The organism is Rufibacter psychrotolerans (assembly GCF_016924645.1).
Lineage (GTDB): Bacteria > Bacteroidota > Bacteroidia > Cytophagales > Hymenobacteraceae > Nibribacter > Nibribacter psychrotolerans.
The window spans coordinates 68,966-92,002 of sequence record NZ_JAFFJV010000015.1 but is presented as its reverse complement, the minus strand read 5'-3'; the positions used below and the strand labels follow the sequence as shown (position 1 = coordinate 92,002).

Here is a 23,037-nt window from a genome sequence, read left to right as displayed (position 1 = left end):
CTGCAGAAATCCATAACGGAGAAACAAGGCTTTAGGATGGCCCGTGGGCATAAAAAAAGATTCGCCGGGTGGGGCGAATCTTTCTGTTTCAGGGGCTTTTTTCAGGAAACAGGCCAAAAGCAGTATTAGTGCTGGCCCTGGGCCGAGATGGCGGCGCGCACGCTGCCGTGCAGCTCCAGCAACTCCTTGGCCTTGGCCTCAGAGATGTTCAGTTCTTCCATGATCATGCGGGTGCCCCGGTCTACCAGCTTGTGATTGGTCAATTGCATGTCTACCATTTTGTTGCCCTTCACGCGGCCCAGCCGGATCATGGTGGAGGTGGTGAGCATGTTGAGGGCCAGTTTCTGGCCGGTGCCGGCTTTCATGCGGGTGCTGCCGGTCACAAACTCGGGGCCGGTGACTACCTCTACCGGAAACTTGGCCACGGCCGCCACTTTGCTGTTGGCGTTGCAGACAATGCAGCCGGTGGTAATGCCCCGCTCATTGCAGGCCTGCAGGCCGCCAATCACGTACGGCGTACGGCCCGAGGCCGCGATGCCCACCACCACGTCTTTCTCGTTCACGCCGTAGGCATCCAGGTCTTTGATGGCCTGCTGGTCATCGTCCTCGGCAAACTCCACGGCTTTCCTGATGGCGGTATCTCCGCCGGCCATGATCCCGATGACCATGTCAAAGGGTACGCCGTAGGTGGGCGGGCACTCAGAGGCGTCTACCACGCCCAGGCGGCCACTGGTACCGGCGCCAATGTAGAACAAGCGGCCGCCTTCCTTCATCTTGGCAACGGTGGCTTCCACTAATTTCTCCAACTGCGGAATGGCTTTCTCCACGGCCAACGGCACGGTCTTGTCTTCTTTGTTGATGTTAGTGAGGAGCTCATGCACGCTCATCTGCTCCAAGTGGTCGTAGTACGACGCGGTTTCAGTGGTGCTCATAGGGTTATTTTCTGTTGGTGGTACAGGCTCAGGCCTGCAATAGGACTTTCTAGAATGTTGCCTACGGTAAGGCCGTACTGCTGGGCTACCGTACGCAGGATGTCTCCAAAATAAAACGCGATGGAGCCCACAAAGTGGGTTTTCAGCTTCTGGTAATTGGGGTACTTGACCACCGTTTTCTCAAAGAAATCAGCAAAACACTGCGAAATCATCTGGTAGATGAACGGGTGCTGGCGGTGGTCAAAGAGAAACTTGGCGAAGCCCGCCATGTACCGGTTGGGGTAGGGCTTGCGGTACACGTGGTCCACAATCTCGTCGCGGTTGGTGTGGTAGCGGTCCATGAACGCCTGGTGGATGTCCTGGGGCAGCTCCTGGTTGAGGAAGGCCTGCACAATGCGCTTGCCCATGTAGCCACCGCTGCCCTCGTCGCCCAGGATGAAGCCCAGGTTGGGCACGTTCTGGATGATCTTCTCGCCATCATACAGGCAGGAGTTGGAGCCGGTGCCCAGGATGCAGGCAATGCCTTCTTCCTGGCCGCACAGGGCGCGGGCGGCGGCCTCCAGGTCGTGGTGCACGCTGATGTCTGCCAGCGGGAACAGCTCGGCAAGGGCGGAGGCCACTATGGCTTGTTTGTCTTTGGCACTACAGCCCGCCCCGTAGAAGTGAACTTCCTGGGGGGCCTCGCCTAAAAGTTGGGGAAGAAGACTTTCCTGCAGCATGGAGGCTATTTCAGGGGTGTCTTGGTAGTAGGGGTTAATGCCTACCGTATGGGCCTGGCCCACTTCGCCTTCGGTGTCTATTAACCGCCAGGCTGTTTTGGTGGAGCCGCTGTCAGCAATCAGAATCATACACGTGCTTAGAGAATCTGGGCCAAATCTCTGAAAAACTGCCCAAACCAGAACTATTTTTTTAAGATTCCTACCACAGAAAACTTATCAAACACAAACTCGGTGTGGGGCGCGTCCTGCAGTTCCTCGGTTAAGTCCTGCCCAGCCCAGTGCTCATAGTGCTGTCCCTTGCGCCACAGCCGGGACTTGGTCACGTCATAGATCTCGCCCTTGTAGGCCACCCAAATCTCGTCTCTGTCCTGTCCGTTCCTGAGGGCCAACTGGGCGCGGGTGTATTGTTGCATGGGGGTAATGTGCTATTTAGTTAATGTGCTATTTAGTTAATGTGCTGATGTGCTAATTGTTTTCAATGTGCTAATAGTTGTCTTTTTCGGGCGGTTTTCTGATTTCGGGCTGTTTTCTGAAAATTAGGCATGAAACGTCTTTTCTCGCTCCGCAACACCCTTTTGTCATCCTGAAAGGATCTTGTGGGCAAGCTAGAAATACAAAAGCTATGAAACGAGGGCTCCCCGTCTCTTAAGGTAGATTGATTAAAGCTTTTAGCCAGCCAGTTGCAGTTTGCCCACAAGATCCTTTCAGGATGACAACACGAAGAGAAGCCTTGTGTCTTTGTTTTGCTACTTGGGTCTATACGCTACTGGTGTCAATAATTAGCACATCAGCACATTAACTCATTAGCACATTGTAAAAATTAACCCGTTACAACCTCGCCTGCATCAGGATCCAGCGGTTGGGTACTTCGCCGTCGGCGGCGGTGAGGTAGTCCTGATAGCTGCAGGGGACCACCATGGGCGGGCGCTGGCCCGAGAGGTCTTCCACTTGCATCCACCATTTTTCGGCGTGGCGGCTTTTGTAGAAGAGCATCTTGTTGGGGTTGTCGTGGAAGCCCACCGAAAAGCGGAGGAACTGATTGCTCTGGAAGTCCATGGTGGGCAGCCGCTGGTGGTAGCCCTCTATGCTGTACCACACCATGGTGGCCAGGGTGGTGGCGGTGAGATGGCGGTAGTCCAACTCGGGGCGGTAGCCGTAGAAGCCCAACGAACTGAGCTGGTTGTTCTGGCCGGCGTACCAGCAGAGCTGGCAGGCTTCCTCGCCGGTAAGCCCGAACGGGTTGGCGTGCTGCTGGCCGGGCGCATCCTGGTGCCGGATGGCTGCCACGTCAAAGCTCACCAGGTCGGCCTGCCGCATGACCGGCTCCAGTTCCTTGATCTGCTGGTGCACTTGTCCTACCCTGAACAGCTCAAAATGAAGTTTTTCCAGGGCCGCCAGCGTAGAGGCCTCGGTGAGGTAGGCCTGGTGCCCCACGTGGCTGAACCCAAACAGGTAGGTGGGCTCATGCAGCAAGATGCGGTGCAGGTGGCTTAGCTCGGGGGTGGCGCGCTCCTCGGTGGCCATGTCCAGCTGGCTGTCTACCACCACCAGGTTAACTGTCTTGGACAAGTGCTCGTACCCTAAGAATTGCCCGTAGGTAAGGTCATGGGAGCCGCCCAGCAAAATAGGAAACTTGCCTGCGTCCACTAATATTTCTATTACCTCCTTGAGCCGCAGGTAGGTGTCTTCCAGGTGAATGCCCGGCAGCAGGTTGCCCAGGTCCATGACTAGCCAGGTGCCGGTTCCCTTCATCAGGCGGTAAAGCTGTTCCCGTATTTTGTTGGGACCCTGGTAAGTAAGTTCGGTGGGGTGGGCGGCACCCCGGTACTCTGGCAAGCCAATGAGCACAATCTCCGCCGACCGCCAGTCTGGGAAGGAATGCACGAAAGGGGCAATGTAGCTGCCTACAGATTTGGGGTGCTCGGGGTAGCCGAACGGATCTTCAGGAAGCGGTTCAAAAAAGATGGAAAGGTTCATGGAACGCGTGGGCAAAAATCAAATTTAGGTAATTATCGGTCATGGGGCCGCAGCATTTTTAACAAATTGCCGCAGGAGGCACCAGCCGGTTTTGGTTTTTTTAAACCTTATTTGCTTATATTAACCCAACAAACGACTAAGCAACCACAGCACTATGAAAGTAACCCGGGTTTTTGATCTGCTAGCCAACCAGTTAGAGCAGTTTCCGCAACCAGACTGTCTGGCGGCTAAAATCAATGGAGAATGGGTGAAATACAGTACACAGCAAGTGATAGAAACGGTAAACACGTTGAGCCTTGCGTTACTGAAATCGGGGATCAGGAAAGACGATAAAGTCGCTTTGATCTCCATGAACCGTCCGGAGTGGGTGTTCGCTGACTACGGCATTCAGCAAACCGGTGCCGTGAGCGTGCCCATGTACCCTACCATTACGGTGGAAGATTACCGGTACATCCTTAAAGACTCGGAGACCAAGCTGATTTTGGTGTCTACCGAGGACTTGTACAACAAGGTGAAGGAAGCGGCCCGCGAGGTGCCGGGCGTGCAGGAAATTTACACCTTTGACCGCGTGCCCGGGGCCAAGCACTGGACCGAGCTCCTGAAGATGGGAGAGGGCGAAGACCCCGCCACGCTGGAGCCGTACAAGACCGCCGTGCAGCCCTCAGACCTGCTGTCTATCATCTACACCTCGGGTACCACCGGCGCGCCCAAAGGCGTGATGCTTTCGCACAACAACCTGGTGAGCAATTTCACCTCGGCCATGCCGTACGTGCCCGTGAACCAGACGCACCGCGCGTTGAGCTTTTTGCCGCTGTGCCACATCTATGAGCGCATGGTGTCCTGCATCTACCTGAGCGTGGGCGTGTCTATCTACTTTGCCGAAAGTATTGACAAAGTAGGCGATAATCTCAAAGAGGTAGCCCCGCACATTTTTGTGACGGTGCCGCGCCTGCTGGAGAAAGTCTACGACAAGATTGTGGCCAAAGGCGGCGAGCTTACCGGCGTCAAGAAAGGCCTGTTCTTCTGGGCCCTGGGCCTGGGGCAGAAATACGACACCCGCACCTCGCCGGGCGCGTTCTATGACCTGCAACTCAAACTGGCGCGCAAGCTCATCTTCTCAAAATGGAAAGAGGCCCTGGGCGGCAACGTGAAAGTGATCGTGTCAGGTGGGGCCGCCTTGCAGCCGCGCCTGGCCCGCGTGTTCTGGGCCGCCGACATCAGGGTGATGGAAGGCTACGGCCTCACCGAGACCTCGCCGGTCATTGCCGTGAACCGCTACGAACCCGAGAACAACGTGATTGGCACCGTGGGCCCCGCCATTGACAACGTGGAAATCAGGATTGCCGAGGACGGCGAGATCCTGACCCGCAGCAAGAGCGTGATGGTGGGCTACTACAAACGCCCCGACCTTACCGCCGAGGTAATTGACCCTGACGGCTGGTTCCACACCGGCGACATTGGCGAGCTGGTGGAAGGCAAATACCTCAAGATCACAGACCGCAAGAAAGAGATGTTCAAGACCTCGGGCGGCAAGTACATTGCGCCGCAGCTCATTGAGAACAAACTCAAGGAATCACTGGTTATTGAGCAGGTGATGGTGGTGGGCGAAGGCGAGAAATTCCCCGCTGCCCTGATTGTGCCCGCATTTGAGGGCCTGCAGGAGTGGTGCCGCATCCACAGCATTCCTTATACTTCCAATGAGGAGATGATTAAAAAGCCCGAGGTGCTGGACAAGTTCCAAAAGGAGATTGACAAAGCCAACGAACACCTGGCCCAGTACGAGAAGATCAAGAAGTTTGTGCTGCTGCCCAAAGCCTGGAGCGTAGAAACCGGCGAGATGACCCCCAAGCTCAGCATCAAGCGCAAGGTGATCACCACTAACAACCGCGCCTTGATTGAGAGCCTGTACCGCACCGCTTAAGGCACCCCAGACAAGAGAGGAGACGCAGCAATGTGTCTCCTCTCTTGCTTTATACACTTGCTGGTTTTCAGTCCTTTTTAAGGAAAACAGGCCCAAAACTATAGTCCGGTTACTAACGCAGTCCTACAAGCTTTTTGAAACTGCTAATCTGGGGCTGCAGAAAGGCCGGCGGGTTAAGGGAATTTGATCTGGAGTAGGATTCTTTTAACAGACCAGAAAAATTTACGTTTAATTGGTATGCAAGCATAACAATTATTTTCTAAATTTGGTAAGAGACAAACGAACCCCATGAAAGCAGACGAGACGGTTGACTATAACATTAAGGTGTGCTGGCACGCCATTGCCCGTATGTATAATACGCAGGCGGTGAAGAATGATATCACCACCTCCATTGGGTTTGTGCTGCTCAACATTGACCCCGAGAAGGGCACCCCCGCCACCAAGATTGCGCCCCTGCTGGGCCTGGAGGCCCGCAGCCTTACCCGCATTCTCAAGAGCATGGAAGAGAAAGGCCTCATCTACAAGGCCGCCGACGCCCAGGACAAGCGCAGCGTGCGCATCCTGCTCACAGAGTTGGGGCTGGAGAAGCGCGAGGTAAGCCGCGTTACCGTGAAGCAGTTCAACAAAAAGGTGCGGGAAGTAATCCCCGAGGGCCAGCTGCAGGTGTTCTTTCAGGTCATCGGGCAGATCAACAGCCTCATTGAGTCAAAAGAAGTGTTTGCAGACGAAGGAAGGTCGGCCAAGTAGCCTGCTGTTTCCAGTGTGTTTTTCTAGAAGCGGCCCGGAAACAGAAACTTTTCGTCGCCCTTTAAGGGACAAAGGAGTGCCAAGTTTAGAGAATATTCGTGCTACAATTAGCACATGAGCAAATTGAAAAATTAGCACATTAATACAGTAACTATGAAGAGAATCATCAAGAAGGTGGCGGTGCTAGGCTCGGGCGTGATGGGCTCGCGCATTGCCTGCCACTTTGCCAACATCGGCGTACAGGTGCTCCTGCTGGACATGGTGCCGCGCGAGCTCCTGCCCGAGGAAGAAGCCAAAGGCCTCACGCTGGAGCACAAGCCCGTGCGCAACCGCATTGTGAACCTGGCCCTCCAGACGGCCATTACCTCTAACCCGGCGCCACTGTATGAGAAAACCAAAGCCAGCCTCATCAAGACCGGTAACTTTGACGATGACCTCCCGGAGATTGCCTCCTGCGATTGGACCATTGAGGTGGTGGTGGAGAACCTCAAGATCAAGCAGTCCATCTTTGAGCGGGTAGAGCAGTTCCGCAAGCCGGGCACCTTGATTACGTCTAACACCTCGGGGATTCCCATTCACTTGATGGCCGAGGGCCGCTCCGCGGATTTCCAGAAGCACTTCTGCGGCACCCACTTCTTCAACCCGCCGCGCTACCTCAAGTTGCTGGAGATCATACCCACCCCGCACACAGACCCCGAAGTCACGCAGTTCCTGCTGCGCTACGGTGACCTGTACCTGGGCAAAACCACCGTGCTGGCCAAAGACACCCCGGCGTTCATCGCCAACCGGGTGGGCATTTACGGCATCATGCAGGTGCTGCACGTCATGGGCAAACTAGGCCTGAACGTGGACGAAGTAGACCGGCTGACCGGCCCCGTGGTGGGCAGACCAAAATCAGCTACGTTTAGAACTTCAGACGTGGTAGGCCTTGACACGCTGGCCAAAGTAGCGCAAGGCCTGTACCAGTCTGGCGAGCAAGACGAAGCCCGTGACCTGTTTCAGCTGCCGGGCTACATTCAGCAGATGCTGGAGAAAGGCTGGCTGGGCGATAAAACCAGACAAGGCTTCTACAAGAAAACCAAAACCCCCGAAGGTTCCACCGAGATTCTCACACTGGACCTGAAAACCATGGAATACGGGCCCAAGCAGAAGGTCAGGTTCCAGAGCATGGAAATGCTCAAGCCCATTGAAGACCTGCGCAAGCGCCTCAAAGCCTTCAGCCAGGCCCAGGACAAAGCCGGCGATTTTTTCCGGGAAACGTCTTACGGCCTGTTCCAGTACGTGACCAACCGCATCCCTGAAATTTCAGACGAGCTCTACCGCATTGATGATGCCATGCGCGCCGGCTTCGGTTGGGAGCTGGGTCCGTTTGAGACCTGGGACGCCGTGGGCGTGCGCGAGACCGTGAGCGCCATGGAAGCCGCCGGTTACAAGCCTGCCCAGTGGGTGTACCAGATGCTGGAGGCCGGGCATGAGAGCTTCTACCGCAGCCACAACGGCCAGCGCCAGTACTATGACCTAGAAAGCAAAGAATACAAGCAGATTCCGGGCACCGAGAAATTTGTGCTGCTGGACGTGCTGCGCGGCACCAACGTGGTCTGGAAAAACGCCGGTTGCTCTATCCTTGACTTAGGCGACGGCATCCTGAACGTAGAGTTCCACACCAAGATGAACTCCATTGGCAGCGAGATCATCCAAGGGCTGAACAAAGGCATTGACCTGGCCGAGCAGAGTTTCCGGGGTGTGGTGGTAGGCAACGAGGCCACCAATTTCTCGGCCGGCGCTAACCTGGCCCTGGTGTTCATGTACGCTTTGGACCAGGAGTACGATGAACTCAACCTCATGATCAGGCAGTTCCAGAACACCATGATGCGCATGCGCTACTCGGCTATTCCGGTGGTGGCCGCGCCGCACGGCTTAACGCTGGGCGGGGGCTGCGAGCTCTGCCTCCACGCCGATAGAGTACAGGCCGCCGCCGAATCGTACATCGGGCTGGTGGAGTTTGGCGTGGGCTTGATTCCGGGCGGGGGCGGAACCAAGGAAATGACCCTGCGGACCTCGGCCGCTTACGAGGAAGGCGATACCGAGTTCAACGCCCTGCGCAACGTGTTCATGACCATCGGCATGGCCAAAGTCTCTACCTCGGCCCACGAGGCGTTTGACCTGGGCTTTATGCGACGCGGCGACGGTATCACGCTCAACAACAACCGCCTTATTGCCGAAGCCAAAGCCGAAGCCATTCTCCTGGCCGAAGCCGGGTACACCAAGCCCACGCCTAAGACCAACATCAAGGTACAGGGCCGCGCCGGGCTGGGGATGTTCATTACCGGTGCCCACGCCATGCAGGCCGGCGGCTACATCTCAGACCATGACCGCAAAATCTCTGAGAAGCTGGCCTACGTGATGTGCGGCGGTGACCTTTCCATGCCGTCTGAAGTCTCTGAGCAATACCTGCTGGACCTGGAGCGCGAAGCCTTCCTGAGCCTCTGCGGTGAGCGCAAAACCCTAGAGCGCATCAAGAGCATTTTGACTACGGGTAAACCGCTCAGGAATTAGAGGCTGAATCTCCCGTTTTGGGCTTCGTTTTCAGAAAGTAAGCCAAAAACGGGGAATTTGTTCTCAGGAGCTTTGGCAACCGGCCGCTCCCTTTACTTGACTTTTGATTTGTAACGGCTCACTCTCCACTTTGTCATTCTAAGGAAGTTTTAGTTCACGCAAGTAACGTCTCTCCTCACTGTCATTCTGGAAGAATCTCGGTAACAAACTAGACAAGCAGCGGCCATGAAACAGCATAACTACTTTGTCTACATCACATCAAACCCAACCAAGGCCGTGCTCTACGTGGGAATGACCAATGATTTGTCTAGAAGACTGTTTGAACACCGGGAGAACAGAGGGAAGCCAGAGACATTCGCTGGCAAGTATTACTGCTACAAGTTGCTGTACTATGAGCGGCACACCTATGTGCAGCATGCCATTGACCGGGAGACAGAACTGAAGCTGATGAGCAGGGAAGAGAAAGTAGCTTTGATTAAGAGTATCAACCCGAAGATGCTTTTTCTGAAGATAGCTGACTGAACTACCGTTCGCCACCGAGATTCTTTCAGAATGACAAAAAGGGTGGTGAGTTAGAATCAATTGCCCTGCGTCCATAAGGTCCTTTCAGGATGATAAAAGGGGAAGCGGTTCATAGACTTGATGAACGGCTGCGTTTTTGGCCTGTTTTTCCAAAAAACAGGCCAAAAACAGAATAGCACATTAGCACATTAAGAATTAGCACATTAACATCAAACAGAAAAGAAAATGCAAACTGCCTATATAGTTGCCGGATTCAGGACCGCCGTGGGGAAAGCCCCGCGCGGCGTATTCCGGTTCACCCGGCCCGATGATCTGGCCGCCGATGTCATCAAACACCTGCTGGCATCGGTGCCGCAGCTGGACCCCGCCCGCGTAGATGACCTGCTGGTGGGAAACGCGGTGCCCGAGGCCGAGCAAGGCCTGCAGATGGGACGCATGATTTCGCTCCTGTCGCTGCCCATCAACGTGCCCGGGGCCATCATGAACCGCTACTGCGGCTCGGGTATTGAGACCATCGCTACGGCGTCCTTCAAAATCCAGGCCGGCATGGCCGACTGCATCATCGCCGGAGGCGCCGAGTCCATGAGCCTGGTGCCGGTGGTGGGCTGGAAAACCGTGCCCAACTACAAAATTGCCAAAGAGCACCCGGAGTACTACCTGAGCATGGGCTTGACCGCCGAGGCGGTGGCGCATGACTTTAAGGTAAGCCGCGAAGACCAGGATGCCTTTGCCTACGCCTCGCACCAGAAAGCCATCAGGGCCATTGAGGAAGGCCGGTTCAAAGACCAGATTGTGCCCATCACGGTAGAAGAGACTTTCCTGGACGAGAACGGCAAAAAGAAAACCCGCTCCTACGTGGTTGACACCGATGAGGGCCCGCGCGCCGATACGTCTATGGAGAAACTGGCCAAACTGCGGCCGGTGTTCGCGGCCAACGGAACGGTAACGGCGGGTAACTCTTCGCAGACTTCAGACGGGGCTGCCTTTGTCATTGTCATGAGCGAGCGCATGGTAAAAGAGCTGAACATTGAGCCCATTGCCCGCCTGGTGTCTTACGCCGCCGAGGGCGTGGACCCGCGCATCATGGGCATGGGCCCGGTGAAAGCCATTCCGCGCGCCCTGAAGAACGCCGGCATGAACCTGCAGGACATTGACATCATTGAGATGAACGAAGCGTTTGCGTCGCAGTCGGTGGCCGTGATGCGGGAACTGGGCATTGACCCAGACAAACTGAACCCCAACGGCGGTGCCATCGCGCTGGGGCACCCGCTGGGCTGTACCGGCGCCAAACTGAGCGTGCAACTCTTCAGTGACCTGCGCCGCCAGAACAAGAAATACGGCATGGTAACCGCCTGCGTGGGCGGCGGCCAAGGCGTGGCGGGGATTTATGAATTGTTGCGCTAGCGCGCATGGAGTATCGAGTAGCAGGTATCAAGTAGCAAGACAAAAGTTGAATTAGCCAATGCATAATTTCAAGGAATTGAGAGTCTGGCAAGAGGCAATGGATTTGGCTGAAGCCATCTATTTAGCCACAGCCAACTTCCCGGCTCATGAAAAGTTTGGTTTAACTTCTCAACTCACACGAGCTGCTGTTTCTGTACCTTCAAATATTTCTGAAGGGGCTGGGAGAAACTCAAATAAGGAGTTTTCTCAGTTTATCACCATTGCTACTGGTTCTGCTTTTGAAGTTGAAACTCAACTCCTATTGGCGCAACGCTTAAAATTAATTAACAATGAAACTACAGAGCCACTTCTTGTAAAAGTGGAGAACATTCAGAAAATGTTATACAGGCTCAAAAAGAGCCTAGGTTAAAAATAAGTCCTGATACTTGATACACGATACGTGATACTACCATGGAAACTACCAATAGAACCCTAAAAGGCGGCGAGTTCATCATCAAAGAAACCAACGCCCAGGATATTTTCATCCCAGAGGACTTCTCTGAGGAACAACGCATGATGGCCGAGACGGCCCAGCAGTTTGTGCAAACCGAGGTGATGCCGCTGGTGGAGCGCCTGGACAACCACGAGGAAGGCCTCATGGAGAACCTCATGAAGAAGGCCGGCGAATTGGGCCTGTTCGGCGTGGCCATCCCAGAGGAGTACGGCGGGCTGAGCATGGACTTCAATTCGTCTTTGCTCGTGACCGAGTCCGTGGGCTCGGGGCACTCGTTCCCGGTGGCGTTTGCCGCTCATACCGGTATCGGAACGTTGCCTATCCTGTACTTCGGCACCGAGGAGCAGAAAGCCAAGTACATTCCCAAGCTGGCTTCGGGCGAGTGGGCTTCTTCTTACTGCCTAACGGAGCCAGGCTCCGGGTCAGATGCCCTGGCCGCCAAAACCAAAGCGGTGCTGGACCCCAGCGGCGACTACTACGTGCTGAACGGCCAGAAAATGTGGATCACCAACGCCGGCTTCGCCGATGTGTTCATTGTGTTCGCGCAGGTAGACGGCGACAAGTTCACGGGCTTTATTGTGGAGAAAGGCTACGAAGGCCTGAGCCTGGGCCCCGAGGAGCACAAGATGGGCATCAAAGGCTCGTCTACCCGCCAGGTGTTCTTCACCGACTGCAAAGTACCCAAAGAGAACGTGCTGGGCGAGATTGGCAAAGGCCACCTCATTGCCTTCAACATCCTCAACATCGGGCGCATTAAACTAGCGGCGGCTTGCCTGGGCGCTTGTAAATCAGTGGCAGACCTGTCGGTGAAATACGCCAATGAGCGCATCCAGTTCAAGATTCCAATCTCCAAGTTCGGGGCCATCCGCCATAAACTGGCCGAGCAGGCCATCAGAATCTTTGCCGTGGAGTCTGCGCTGTACCGCTGCGGGCATGATATCCACCTGAAAGAGCAGGAGCTGCTGGCCGCCGGCAAGAGCTACAACCAGGCCGTGCTGGAAGCCGCCCGCGAGTTTGCCGTGGAGGCCGCCATCCTGAAGGTAGACGGCTCTGAGGTGCTGGACTACGTGGTAGACGAGGGCGTGCAGATCTACGGCGGCTACGGCTTCTCCGCCGATTACCCCATGGACCGCGCGTACCGCGATGCCCGCATCAATCGCATTTTTGAGGGGACCAATGAGATCAACCGCATGCTCATCGTGGACATGGTGTTGAAGAAAGCTCTCAAGGGCGAACTAGACCTGATGGGCCCCGCCGCCAACGTGCAGAATGAACTGATGGCGATTCCGGACTTTGGGGACGAGGACACCAGCCTGTTTGCCGCCGAGAAGAAAGCCGTGGAGAAATTTAAGAAAGCCGTGCTGCTCACCGCCGGTACCGCCGTGCAGAAGTTCATGATGACCCTGGACAAAGAGCAGGAAGTCTTGATGTACATCGCCGACATGGCCATCCAGACCTACATTGCCGAGTCTACCATGCTGCGCGTGGAGAAACTGGTGAGCCGCAATGGCGAGGAAGCCACCTCCCGCCAGCTGGACATGATGCGCGTGGTGATTAATGACGCCGCTGACCGTATCAACAAAGCGGGTAAAGAAGCCATCGCCGCCATGTCTGAGCCCGGTGATGAGCAGAAACTGCTGCTGATTGGTCTCAAGCGCTTCACCAAGCTGGAGCCGTACAACACCAAAGAAGCCCGTCGCCGCATCGCCGCTGAGATGATCAAGGCGAACGAGTTTGTGTACTAGTTTTTTTAAGACGCAAGGTTCAAGACAAAAGACGAAAGACTTTTCTTGAGTTCGTGCACGAAGCATGGCGTTTACGACCTATTTTGGTCAAAATTGCCTAAAAACAGAAAGCCCCGCTGCCTCAGCGGGGCTTTCTGTTTTTAGGGCTAAATTCTAGTAACGGGGCTATGGGTTTGGGGTGAACATCTGGGCCTAGCCTCGGCAATTCTTTGGTGTGTTTCAGGGCTGTTTTCGCCAGAGTTGCCCTAAAATGGCATGGGTGCAGAGGAGCTTTTAGGCAGTCATCTGTACGCGGGCGGTGGGGCTGTTCTAGCTGCTCAGTGGTTGGGAATTGCCCCTGCAGCAGGAGGCGTTTAAGTGTGGTATTAACCTTTGTAAACTGGTGAGGTTCTGCAGTTTAACTGTGTAAATATTTAACTATGGAATATTCTTTTTTATATACACTATTTCTACCTTAGGTCTATTAGTTCTCTGCCGTAGCCTCACCTTAACCTACATACTATGATAAAATCTCTATGCATTTTATTCCTGGTCATGGGGAGCCTCTACTCTTATGGCCAGATCAGGATCACGGGGCAGGTCACCTCCGGTAAAACCAACGAGGTGCTTGCGGGGGTAACCGTACTGGAAAGGGACAATCCTACCAACGGGGTGGCTACGGGGCCAGACGGCAGGTACACCATCGCTGTCTCGGGCCCCAATGCGGTACTGGTATTCTCCTTTATTGGGTACCGAACGCGGGAAGTGCCGGTGGGCAACCAGCAGACCATTAACGTGGGTCTGGCGGAAGATGCCCGGGCCTTGGGCGAGGTGGTGGTCACCGCCTTTGGGGTGGAGCAGGAGCGCCGGGCCCTGAGCTACGCCGTGCAGGAAGTAGACAGCCGGTTAATTCAGGAAACCAACCAGCCCAACGCTATCAATGCCTTGCGCGGCCGGGTGGCCGGGGTGAGCATCCAGAGTGCCGGCGGCGCTCCGGGGGCGGGTTCCACCATTGTGATCAGGGGCATCAACTCGCTTAACCCTAATGCCAACAACCAGCCCCTGTTTGTGGTAGACGGAATCCCGATCAGCAATCAGACGAACCTGACGGGTGGCCGGGCCGGGGAACAGGCAGACCTGACCGGGGGCCGGGCGGGTGATATCTTCACCAACACCAACCGCTTCGCGGATCTCAACCCAGACGACATCGCCTCCATCTCGGTGCTGAAAGGCCCGGCCGCTTCGGCGTTGTACGGGCTCAGGGCTTCCAACGGGGCCGTGATCATCACCACCAAATCGGGGCAGGCGGGGAAAACCACGTACAACTTCCGGACTTCCTTCAGCGTGGATGATGTGTACCGCACACCGCCCATGCAGGAGCGGTACAGCCGGGGCATCAACGGAGTCTACAACCCCACCGACTACCGGGCCGATGGTCCGCCTATTCCACCCGGAGAGCGCGTGTATGACCAGTGGGACCAGGTGTTCAGGACCGGGCACCAGTTCCAGAACAACTTTTCGGTTTCTGGCGGCACGGAGCAGGCTACTTTCTATGCGTCTCTGGGCCGTCTGGACCAGACCGGCGTGGTGCCCAATTCAGAGTTTGAGCGGACTACCGCCAAAGTCACCGGGGCCCTGAAAGCCTCTGACCGCGTACGGGTAGATGCCTCGGCCAATTTCATCAACTCGCAGGGCACCAACCCCAGGAGCGGGGTAGGCGGGTCTGGGGTGGTTTCGTACGCGTCGCGCTACGCGCCAGATGTAGACATGCTCAACTACCTCAACCCAGACGGAACCCAGAACCGGTATTCTACCCAGCTGGATAACCCGCTGTTCTTCGCGGAGAACGCCTACCAGGAGGAAGACCTGAACCGGATCATCGGGAATGTGGGCCTTAACTACAAATTCACCGATTGGCTTGCTCTGGATTACCGGGCGGGCATTGACTATTACAGCAACAACCGGCGCATCATTACGCGGCCCACTGTGTTAATTGCCGCCACCAGCCGGGGCAGTATTTCTGAGCAAAGCCTCACCTACCAGGAAATCAACAGCAACCTGCTGCTCACCGGTGAACGCCAACTAGGCGAAAACCTGGGCCTGACGGTTTCATTGGGCAATCAGGTCACGGCCATCAACACCACCGATGTAATTGGCTCTGGTACCAACTTCATTTTGCCTGATTTTAACAGCGTGAACAACCTGGGGCAGTACACGGTGCGTTCTTTCCCCACCGAGCGCAACATCATTGGGGTGTTTGGAGACGCCAAGCTGAACTACAAAGAAACCGTGTTCCTGAACGTGACCGGCCGCAATGACTGGTCCTCTACCTTGCCCGTGGCCAACCGGTCGTTTTTCTACCCGTCGGTGAGCCTGGCCTACATCTTCAGCGAGACCCTGGGCCTTTCGCAGAACCGCTTCTTCAACTACGGAAAAATAAGGGCCTCTTACGCCGAGGTGGGGAAAGACGCTGCACCTTACTTGCTAGGAACCTACTACAGCACGCTGCCCCCGTTCCTGGGCGTGGCGGGCATCAGGCAGAGTACTACCATAGGCTCTGAGCGGTTACGGCCCGAGCGCACCAAGGGCATAGAACTGGGCGTGGAGCTGGCCTTCTTAGGCAACCGCCTGCGGGTAGATGCCAACTACGCTATCCAGAACTCGGTAGACCAGATTGTGCCCATTCCTACCAGCCGGGCCACGGGCTTTATCACCTACGTGGCCAATGCCGGCGAGATCCAGAACCGGGTCATAGAGCTGGTGGTAGACGCCGAGGTGCTGAAAGCGCGGGACTTCAGCTGGAGCAGCATTTTCAACTTCACGCGGCTGCGGGGCAAAGTAGTCAGCATGCCCGAGGGGGTGGATGTGATCACCTTTCAGCCAGAATCGCCGTGGGTGAAACAGCGCATCCAGACCGGGGGGCGCCCCGGCGATTGGTACGGCTGGGAGCTTAGCCGGGTAAACGACCCCGGAGATCCGGCCCATGGCCGCCTGGTCATCATCAACGGGTACCCAGACGTGAACAACAACTGGCTGGGCACCCCGCTGGCCCAGGACACCCACATAGGCAACGCTTTTCCAGACTTTGAGGGCGGCTGGAACAACAGCTTCACCTTCAAGAACTTCAGCTTTAGTTTTCTGTTCAACTTCAGGAAGGGCGGCGATGCCTTTGACATAAATCGCCGCATGCGCTACGGGTCTGCGGGTGGGGAGTCGCCCACCGGGGCAGAGACCAACCTGCGCAACCGTCTGGTGATCTTTGACGGCGTGATCAATACGGGTACCAGGGAAGCTCCGGTGTGGGTAGAGAACACTACCCCGGTGGTCATTGACGTGTCCAGTCTCTACAGCCAGTCGTTCCGGTACCGGCTGGCCAAGGAGTTCAACGGCTTTCAGGATGCCAGCGTGCTGCGCCTGCAAAACGTGAGCCTGAGCTATTCGCTGCCCAAGACCTTGTTGGCGAAGACCCCATTCTCTAACCTGACCGCCTCAGTAACCGGCAATAACCTCTGGATGACGTCGCCCTTCATAGGCTTTGACCCCGAGCAGAGTGCCTACGGGCCGGGCAGCAACGTGTTTGGGTACGTGGGTACCAACATACCGGCTACCCGCAGTATTTATTTTGGTCTTAACGCTACGTTTTAACCTCATGAGAAAGCTACTCAACAATATAACCATGGCCTTGGGCGTGTTGCTGCTGGTTTCCTGCGGAGACCTGCTGGACGTGAACACTGACCCCTCACGGGTAAGCGCCGGCGAGGCCACGCTGCCCACGCTGCTGCCCTCGGCCCAGCGGTTTACGGCCAACACCCTGTACGGGGCGGCCCAGTACGGGGCCCAGTATCCGCAGTACCTCACGGGGCAGGCCATCGGGCAGTTTACGCCCTACGGCTTTGATCAACTGTGGCAGCCGTTTTACTCAGACGCCTTTCCCACGCTTCAGGACATCATCACCCGGGCCGAGGCGGTAGGGGCGTTCAACTATTCGGGCATCGCCAAGACGCTGCTGGCGTTAAACCTGATGACCGTGGCCGATGTCTACGGCGATGCTCCCTACTCCCAGGCCAACCAGGGCACCGACAACCTGTACCCCTGCTACGATAAGATGGAAGACCTCTACCAGACGCACATCATTGCCCTGCTGGAGGAAGCCCTGTCAGACCTGGCCCAACCCTTGCCTTCGCTGCCCAGCCTGCGAACCGTGCAGAATGACCTGATCTACGGCGGAGACCTGGCCAAGTGGACCAAAGCCGCCCACGCCATTAGGGCGCGGTACTTTCTGCACCTGAGTGAAAAGCAACCCGGCGCCCTGGCCACCGCTGCTCAGGAAGCCAGCCTGGCTTTCAGCTCCAACGCTGATGATTTGCAGTTGCTCCATGAGCAGCAAAATCCCAATCCGTGGTTTGGCTTTATCGGCAATGCCACCAACAAGCCCATGCAGCCCAGTTCGTACGTGGTAGACCTGATGAGTGGCCGGGGCGGGAGGTTCCAGGGGGCGGCAGACCCTCGCCTGCCCATCTACATGACGCGCTCCGGTACTAACCCTACCTATGTGGGGCTTACCCCCGGTCGCTTGGTGGGCGACCAGCCCACCGCAAACGTGAACCTGACCACTGCTTCATGGCATACCCGTGACGTGGCCCCTATCCAGTTGATTACCTACGCCGAGACCCAGTTTATCCTGGCCGAGGCCCTTTTCAACACCAATCGGGCGGAGTCTTACCTGGCCTACCGGCGGGGCATTGAAGCCAGCATGCGCAAAGTGGGGGTGGCTGAAGCCGATATCACCGCTTATGTAGACAACCCCGCCGTTGGCCTGAGCCCCGCTACCTTAACCCTGGCCGATATCCTGCTGCAGAAGTACATTGCCCTGTTCCTGCAGATAGAAACCTGGACCGATATGCGCCGCTACCAGTACGACCCCAGTGTGTATGTGGGGCTTGAGAAGCCGGTCATTAACCAATTGCCGGGCAATCCCTGGGTGCAGCGGTCTAACCTGGCCGATGAGGAGCCGGGCGTGAATACGTGCGTGCCCAGCGGTGTTACCCAAACCAGCCCTTTGTGGTTATTTCAATAAAAACAGCCCTAAAATGAAAAGCATATCTAACCTTATCGCCTTGTTTCTGCTGGCCTTTGCTTTTGGTTTCAGCGCCTGTGACGAAGACCCTACCCAAGACCTGGAAGACATCATCAAAGAAGACTTGGGGTATGTGCCCAGGATTGCCACGTTCCGGCTGGTTACCCCGGCTTCCACGGCTGTGCCGCCCGGCACCAACCTGAGTTTTGACCTGCGGTATTGGTCTGAGGGGCAGATCAAAGACATTCAGTTCTATATGATCATGGGCACGCAGGAGACCAAAATAGGGGAGGTGCCCTACCAGCCCGCGTACAGCAACATCACCCGCACCGATTCGCTCCTGTTCAACTACCAGGTGCCCGCTGATATTGCCCGGGGAAGTGCCTTCTCCATTCAGGCGCGGGTAGCCAACCAGGGGCTGGAGCAATATCCGGCCCGGGCGAGCGTGAGCTTTACGGTGCCGCAGTAACCCCAAACGGCTGCCTTTAAAAGAAAAGCCCCATAGCGCAAATGTGCACTATGGGGCTTTTGGGGTTTGAGTTAGCGTTTTTGGCCTCTTTTCTGGAAAACAGCCGCTAAACGCCTTCTATTTAAACGTGATCCGGCTAAGACGCAAGCCCGCCGATGCTTTGGATGGTCTGTTCACCGCCGTGATGGTGCGCTCGTCCAGCCAGGTGGTAAAGTCTTTCACAAAGGCTACCTGCTTGTCATTGGCTACGTTCAGGCCCACGGCTTTGGGCGGCTCGGCCGCGCCGGTTAACAGGTGAATGGAGCGCGAGTAAAGATCGGTTTTGCCTTTGATGGTTTCCAGGGTGAGCAGCTGCAGGCGGTTGCCGGTGAGGTGCGCGCTGTACGAGATACCCGCGAAGCCTTCGGCGGCGGGCGCCACCTGGTCTTTCAGGATCACCGAGTTCCAGGTAGGCTGCAGGTACTCGTTGTAGGCAAAGAGCAGCAGTTCCTTGGCGTGGTAGTCGCTGTGCTCGCCGCCATCGGTGTACTTTTTCTCGGCAATCACCAGGGTCTGGCCCTCGGTACTGATGAGGATGTCTGACAGGTAAAGGTCTTCCAGGCGCTTGGCGCCAGTGGCTTTGGTGACCTTCTCGGTGAACTCGGGGGTGAAGCGGAACTCCTCGGCAAAGCGCATGTTGCCGGCGGCATAGTCAAACCTCACCATCTTGAGGCTGTGGTACGCGCCGGTTTTCTCTTCGGCCACCAGCACGGCCGCGTACAGGCTGCTGTCCTGGTGCAGTTTAAAGTTGGTGTCCATCACGTATACCTTGGTGCCGTCAAACACGCCGCCCAGCATGACCTCCATTACCTTAATCTCATTGTCGCGGTTGTTGTAGCGGCGCACGCTCAGGCGCATGGAGTTGTTGGTAAGGATGCTCACAAACTGGTTGCCGTGGTTGTCAATCTGCACCTGGGCGCTCACCTGGTGGCCGGCATTGGCAAAATCATACAGGCGGTCTTTGATCTTGGTAAGCGCGGCGTCATACACCACGGCCTGGATGGAGCGCAGTTGTTCATCACGGGTAATGGAATGGTAGGTTACCAGTTTGGAACCGTCTGCCGAGGTGGCTACGGCCAACCGGCGGCTCTTGCTGGGCGCTTCCAGCAGTTTGGCCTGCTTCAGCTCCTTGCCGGTCTTTACATCAAACAAGCGACCGTACAGCGCCTGGCTGCCTTGCTCCGCCGAGACGCGGTGGGTGATCAGCAACGCCGTTTGCTGGTTCTGGGAAAAGGATTCTACCGTTTCCTGCCCCACCAATTTCACGGGGGTAGACCAGGTGGCCTTCAGGTCGGCGCCGTAGCGCTCCACCGCATAGGTGTTGTCGGCGGTGCGGCTTAGAATAATGAAGTCTGTGGGACTGATGGCGAACGCCTTTTTGGGGATGCGTTGGTTGTACTGGTCGCCGGCGGTTTCAGGCACATAGGTAAAGGCCGCCGACTTTATCTTTTGCGCCCGGGCCACTGGGGCCGAAAGGAGGGCAACTACTACCAGAAGATAAGCAAACAGAAACAGGGAGTTGGTGCGCATATTTCTTACAGAGTGATGTAAGGCAAATATACCGCATAACGCAGCAGGAGCCATAAAGTATATAAAATGCAAAATCAAAGCCCCGAAAAAAGCAGGAAGTAAGGGGCTAATGTTAGTGATTATGAATTTAATGTTTAACTTTGCAGCCGCCTGAAAAACAGGCAGACAAAGACAAAAAATACTAAATATTTAATATTATAATATAGGACTATTTTGCTTCAGGCTTGTGGAAAACTTTTTACAGACTGAAGCCGAACCCCTGCCCTAATGGCCCGTACATTCCAAGGCTTGCCCAAAAATGGCAGGTGAAAATGGAGCAGACGGTACAAAGTGAAATATGATTATTTAACAGAAAGCTAACCTTCTGGTAATCATAGTTTAAGCGGAAGTAACGTATTTGTAGTACTTTAAAACATTTAATTTTTTCTTTTAGATTATGAAGTTTACGTTTAAGATGTTTGTTTTAGTTGGGATGATTTTGGTAGGAAAGTATTTAAAAGATGACGCCTCCAATGAAATCGGCAAGGAAAAAGATCTTACAACGGGAAGTGCTTATTCAGTTAATTTTCAAGAGACATTCCCTTTCACACAGCAGACCAACAGTGTTGTAGAACCCACCATTAAAAAAGTAACTACTGAAGAAACCTTTACTTACTCTTTGAATTAATTCTTCCAAAAGACCCAGACTCAGGTCTAGCTGATCCGGCTCCAGTTCACGGTGTTATGGCTCAGCGACCGGATGTGCCGCAACAGGTTGGCATGCTCCGGAAGGCTTAAGTCCGGGTCTTTTTCTACGATCTCCAGGGCCGCCGCCCGGCTTTCCTTCAAAATTTTGGCATCCTTTGCCAGATCAGCAATCAGAAGATCCAGCACGCCGCTTTGCTGGGTGCCCATCAAATCTCCCGGCCCGCGAAGTTTCAGGTCAATATCGGCAATCTCGAAGCCGTTGTTGGTGCGCACCATGGTCTCAATGCGCGTCTTGCCCTCTTTGCTGAGCTTGTAGCCCGTCATCAGGATACAGTAGCTTTGGTCAGCGCCCCGGCCCACGCGTCCCCGCAACTGGTGCAGCTGCGCCAACCCAAACCGCTCGGCATTCTCAATCACCATCACACTGGCGTTGGGCACGTTCACGCCCACCTCAATCACGGTAGTGGCCACCATAATGTGGGTTTCGTGTTTCAGGAAGCGCTGCATCTCAAAATCCTTGTCCTGCGGCTTCATCTTGCCGTGCACCATGCTCACGCGGTACTCCGGGAAGGCGCGGGTCACGCTCTCGTAGCCGTCCATCAGGTCTTTGTACTCCAGCCCCTCAGACTCTTCAATGAGCGGGTATACAATGTAGGCCTGCCGGCCGAGTTTCAGCTGCTCCCTGATAAACCCGAACACCCGCAGGCGGTTGGCGTCATAGCGGTGCACGGTAATGATTTCCTTACGCCCGGCGGGCAGCTCGTCAATCACAGAGACTTCCAGGTCGCCGTACAGGGTCATGGCCAGGGTACGCGGAATGGGCGTGGCCGTCATGACCAGCACGTGCGGAATCACGCGGGGGTTCTTCTGCCAGAGTTTAGAGCGCTGGGCCACGCCGAAGCGGTGCTGCTCGTCTACAATGCACAGGCCCAGGTTCTGGAACTGCACCTCATCTTCCAGCAGGGCGTGCGTACCCACAATCATCTGCATTTCGCCGCTGCGCAGTTGCTCGTGCAGCACCCGGCGGTCGGCTTTCTTGGTGGAGCCGGTGAGTTTGCCCAGCACAATGCCCAGTTTGTCGGCGTGCTGCTTCAGGCCCTGGTAGTGCTGGTCGGCCAGGATCTCGGTGGGCGCCATGAGGCAGGCCTGGGCCCCGTTGTCGGTGGCCAGGAGCATGGTCACGAATGCCACAATGGTTTTGCCGCTGCCCACGTCGCCCTGCAAGAGGCGGTTCATCTGCTTGCCGCTGGTTACGTCCTGGTAAATCTCGCGCACCACCCGTTTCTGGGCATTGGTAAGGTCAAAAGGAAGGTGATTTTTGTAAAACTCGGTTAAAGTAGGCGTTTTGCTGAAGATCTGTCCGGCCAGTTCGGCTTTGCGTTTGGTGGCGGTGCGCACCAGCTTGAGCTGGGTGTAGAACAGTTCCTCAAACTTCAGCCGGAAGCGGGCCGCCTGCAGCGTGTCCCAGTTCTTGGGAAAGTGGATCTGCAGCATGGCCTCGCGCTTGGATACCATGCGGTAGCGGTCCACCAGCTCGGGCGTGAGCGTTTCGGGCAGGTGCGTGGGCGCCTGTTTGAGCAGTTCCATCATCATTTTGCTGATGGTCTTGCTGTCTACGCGGTGGTTCTTGAGTTTCTCGGTGGTGTGGTACACCGGCTGCAGAAACGTCTGCTCGGGCTTTATCTCAGAGGTTTCCTCCAGCTCTGGGTGCGCCATGTTGAACCGGCCGTTGAACAGGCTGGGCTTGCCGAAGGCGATGTACTCATGGTTCACCTTCAGCTGGGTGGTCATGTACTTCACGCCCTTGAACCACACCAGTTCCATCTCGCCGGAGGCGTCCCGGATGATGGCCGACAACCGTTGTTTGCGCCCTTCGCCCAGCAGGTTCTTCTCCAGAATGCGCCCTTTGATCTGCACGTACTGCATGTCTTCGGTGAGCTCCGCGATGCTGTGGAACTGCGTGCGGTCCATGTACCGGAACGGGTAGTGCTGGATGAGGTCGCCGTAGGTGAAAATGGCCAGCTCGGTCTGCAACAGGGTAGCCCGCTGTGGCCCAACGCCCTTGAGAAACTCTATTTTGGTATGGAAAAAGCCTGATGACACGTAATGAGAGAAGCTTGGTGTTTAGCGGCCGTTTTTCCAGAATCTGCCCGAAAACTGCCGCGAAGCCGTCCTGTAAAATTACGCAAAAGATGGGAGAGGGGCTAACGGAGGGAAAAGTTGGATACGCCGGAGCAACG

The 23,037-nt window shown here is 55.8% G+C and carries 17 protein-coding genes; 11 read left to right on the top strand and 6 right to left on the bottom strand.

Going from position 1 to position 23,037, the window contains the following annotated elements:
• Nucleotides 1–125: 125 nt before the first annotated feature.
• The 4 genes from murQ to JT718_RS14790 all read right to left on the bottom strand — a co-directional run bounded on the left by murQ (nt 126) and on the right by JT718_RS14790 (nt 3,628).
• A complete protein-coding gene (gene murQ / locus JT718_RS14805) occupies nt 126–932 on the bottom strand; it encodes an N-acetylmuramic acid 6-phosphate etherase (RefSeq protein WP_205503488.1) in 807 nt (268 codons plus the stop codon).
• The gene (locus JT718_RS14800) at nt 929–1,780 is read right to left on the bottom strand and encodes a BadF/BadG/BcrA/BcrD ATPase family protein (protein ID WP_205503487.1); all 852 of its coding nucleotides are present in this window, start codon (nt 1,778–1,780) and stop codon (nt 929–931) included. Before JT718_RS14800 ends, murQ begins: the two co-directional genes overlap by 4 nt.
• A 53-nt stretch (nt 1,781–1,833) precedes the next feature.
• Complete coding sequence (locus JT718_RS14795) at nt 1,834–2,064, bottom strand: cytochrome b5 domain-containing protein (protein WP_205503486.1); 231 nt, start codon at nt 2,062–2,064, stop codon at nt 1,834–1,836.
• Between the two features lie 415 nt (nt 2,065–2,479).
• Nucleotides 2,480–3,628, bottom strand: a complete 1,149-nt coding sequence (locus JT718_RS14790; protein ID WP_205503485.1) for a formimidoylglutamase — start codon at nt 3,626–3,628, stop codon at nt 2,480–2,482.
• Nucleotides 3,629–3,782: 154 nt separating this feature from the next.
• On the opposite strand from JT718_RS14790, the gene JT718_RS14785 reads away from it, so the two are divergent.
• The 10 genes from JT718_RS14785 (at nt 3,783) to JT718_RS14740 (ending at nt 18,541) form a co-directional block, all read left to right on the top strand.
• Nucleotides 3,783–5,549 carry an AMP-dependent synthetase/ligase gene (locus tag JT718_RS14785; RefSeq protein ID WP_205503484.1) on the top strand — a complete coding sequence of 589 codons (1,767 nt, stop codon included), beginning with the start codon at nt 3,783–3,785 and terminating at the stop codon, nt 5,547–5,549.
• A 288-nt stretch (nt 5,550–5,837) separates the two neighbouring features.
• A complete protein-coding gene (locus tag JT718_RS14780) occupies nt 5,838–6,296 on the top strand; it encodes a MarR family winged helix-turn-helix transcriptional regulator (RefSeq protein ID WP_205503483.1) in 459 nt (152 codons plus the stop codon).
• A 153-nt stretch (nt 6,297–6,449) separates the two neighbouring features.
• Nucleotides 6,450–8,852 (top strand): 3-hydroxyacyl-CoA dehydrogenase/enoyl-CoA hydratase family protein, encoded by a 2,403-nt coding sequence (locus JT718_RS14775; protein WP_205503482.1) that lies wholly within the window; start codon nt 6,450–6,452, stop codon nt 8,850–8,852.
• A gap of 225 nt (nt 8,853–9,077) precedes the next feature.
• Nucleotides 9,078–9,374, top strand: coding sequence for a GIY-YIG nuclease family protein (locus JT718_RS14770; protein ID WP_205503481.1), 297 nt, complete (start codon nt 9,078–9,080; stop codon nt 9,372–9,374).
• 225 nt (nt 9,375–9,599) lie between these two features.
• Nucleotides 9,600–10,778, top strand: a complete 1,179-nt coding sequence (locus tag JT718_RS14765; protein ID WP_205503480.1) for an acetyl-CoA C-acyltransferase — start codon at nt 9,600–9,602, stop codon at nt 10,776–10,778.
• Nucleotides 10,779–10,836: 58 nt separating this feature from the next.
• Complete coding sequence (locus JT718_RS14760) at nt 10,837–11,187, top strand: four helix bundle protein (RefSeq protein ID WP_205503479.1); 351 nt, start codon at nt 10,837–10,839, stop codon at nt 11,185–11,187.
• Between the two features lie 41 nt (nt 11,188–11,228).
• Complete coding sequence (locus tag JT718_RS14755; RefSeq protein ID WP_205503478.1) at nt 11,229–13,016, top strand: acyl-CoA dehydrogenase FadE; 1,788 nt, start codon at nt 11,229–11,231, stop codon at nt 13,014–13,016.
• A 501-nt stretch (nt 13,017–13,517) separates the two neighbouring features.
• Nucleotides 13,518–16,640 carry a SusC/RagA family TonB-linked outer membrane protein gene (locus tag JT718_RS14750; RefSeq protein ID WP_205503477.1) on the top strand — a complete coding sequence of 1,041 codons (3,123 nt, stop codon included), beginning with the start codon at nt 13,518–13,520 and terminating at the stop codon, nt 16,638–16,640.
• A 4-nt stretch (nt 16,641–16,644) separates the two neighbouring features.
• Nucleotides 16,645–18,072: a SusD/RagB family nutrient-binding outer membrane lipoprotein gene (locus JT718_RS14745; protein ID WP_205503476.1), complete on the top strand. Its 1,428-nt coding sequence runs from the start codon at nt 16,645–16,647 to the stop codon at nt 18,070–18,072.
• Between the two features lie 13 nt (nt 18,073–18,085).
• On the top strand, nt 18,086–18,541 hold the full coding sequence (locus JT718_RS14740; protein ID WP_205503475.1) for a hypothetical protein: 456 nt from the start codon (nt 18,086–18,088) through the stop codon (nt 18,539–18,541).
• Between the two features lie 117 nt (nt 18,542–18,658).
• On the opposite strand, the gene JT718_RS14735 is transcribed toward JT718_RS14740, so the two are convergent.
• Nucleotides 18,659–20,110, bottom strand: coding sequence for a hypothetical protein (locus JT718_RS14735; RefSeq protein WP_205503474.1), 1,452 nt, complete (start codon nt 20,108–20,110; stop codon nt 18,659–18,661).
• A 436-nt stretch (nt 20,111–20,546) separates the two neighbouring features.
• Between JT718_RS14735 and JT718_RS14730 the strand changes: the two genes are divergently transcribed.
• Nucleotides 20,547–20,777 carry a hypothetical protein gene (locus tag JT718_RS14730; RefSeq protein WP_205503473.1) on the top strand — a complete coding sequence of 77 codons (231 nt, stop codon included), beginning with the start codon at nt 20,547–20,549 and terminating at the stop codon, nt 20,775–20,777.
• A 26-nt stretch (nt 20,778–20,803) separates the two neighbouring features.
• Here JT718_RS14730 and recG read toward each other — a convergent pair whose 3' ends face one another.
• On the bottom strand, nt 20,804–22,900 hold the full coding sequence (gene recG, locus JT718_RS14725; protein WP_205503472.1) for an ATP-dependent DNA helicase RecG: 2,097 nt from the start codon (nt 22,898–22,900) through the stop codon (nt 20,804–20,806).
• Between the last annotated feature and the right edge of the window lie 137 nt (nt 22,901–23,037).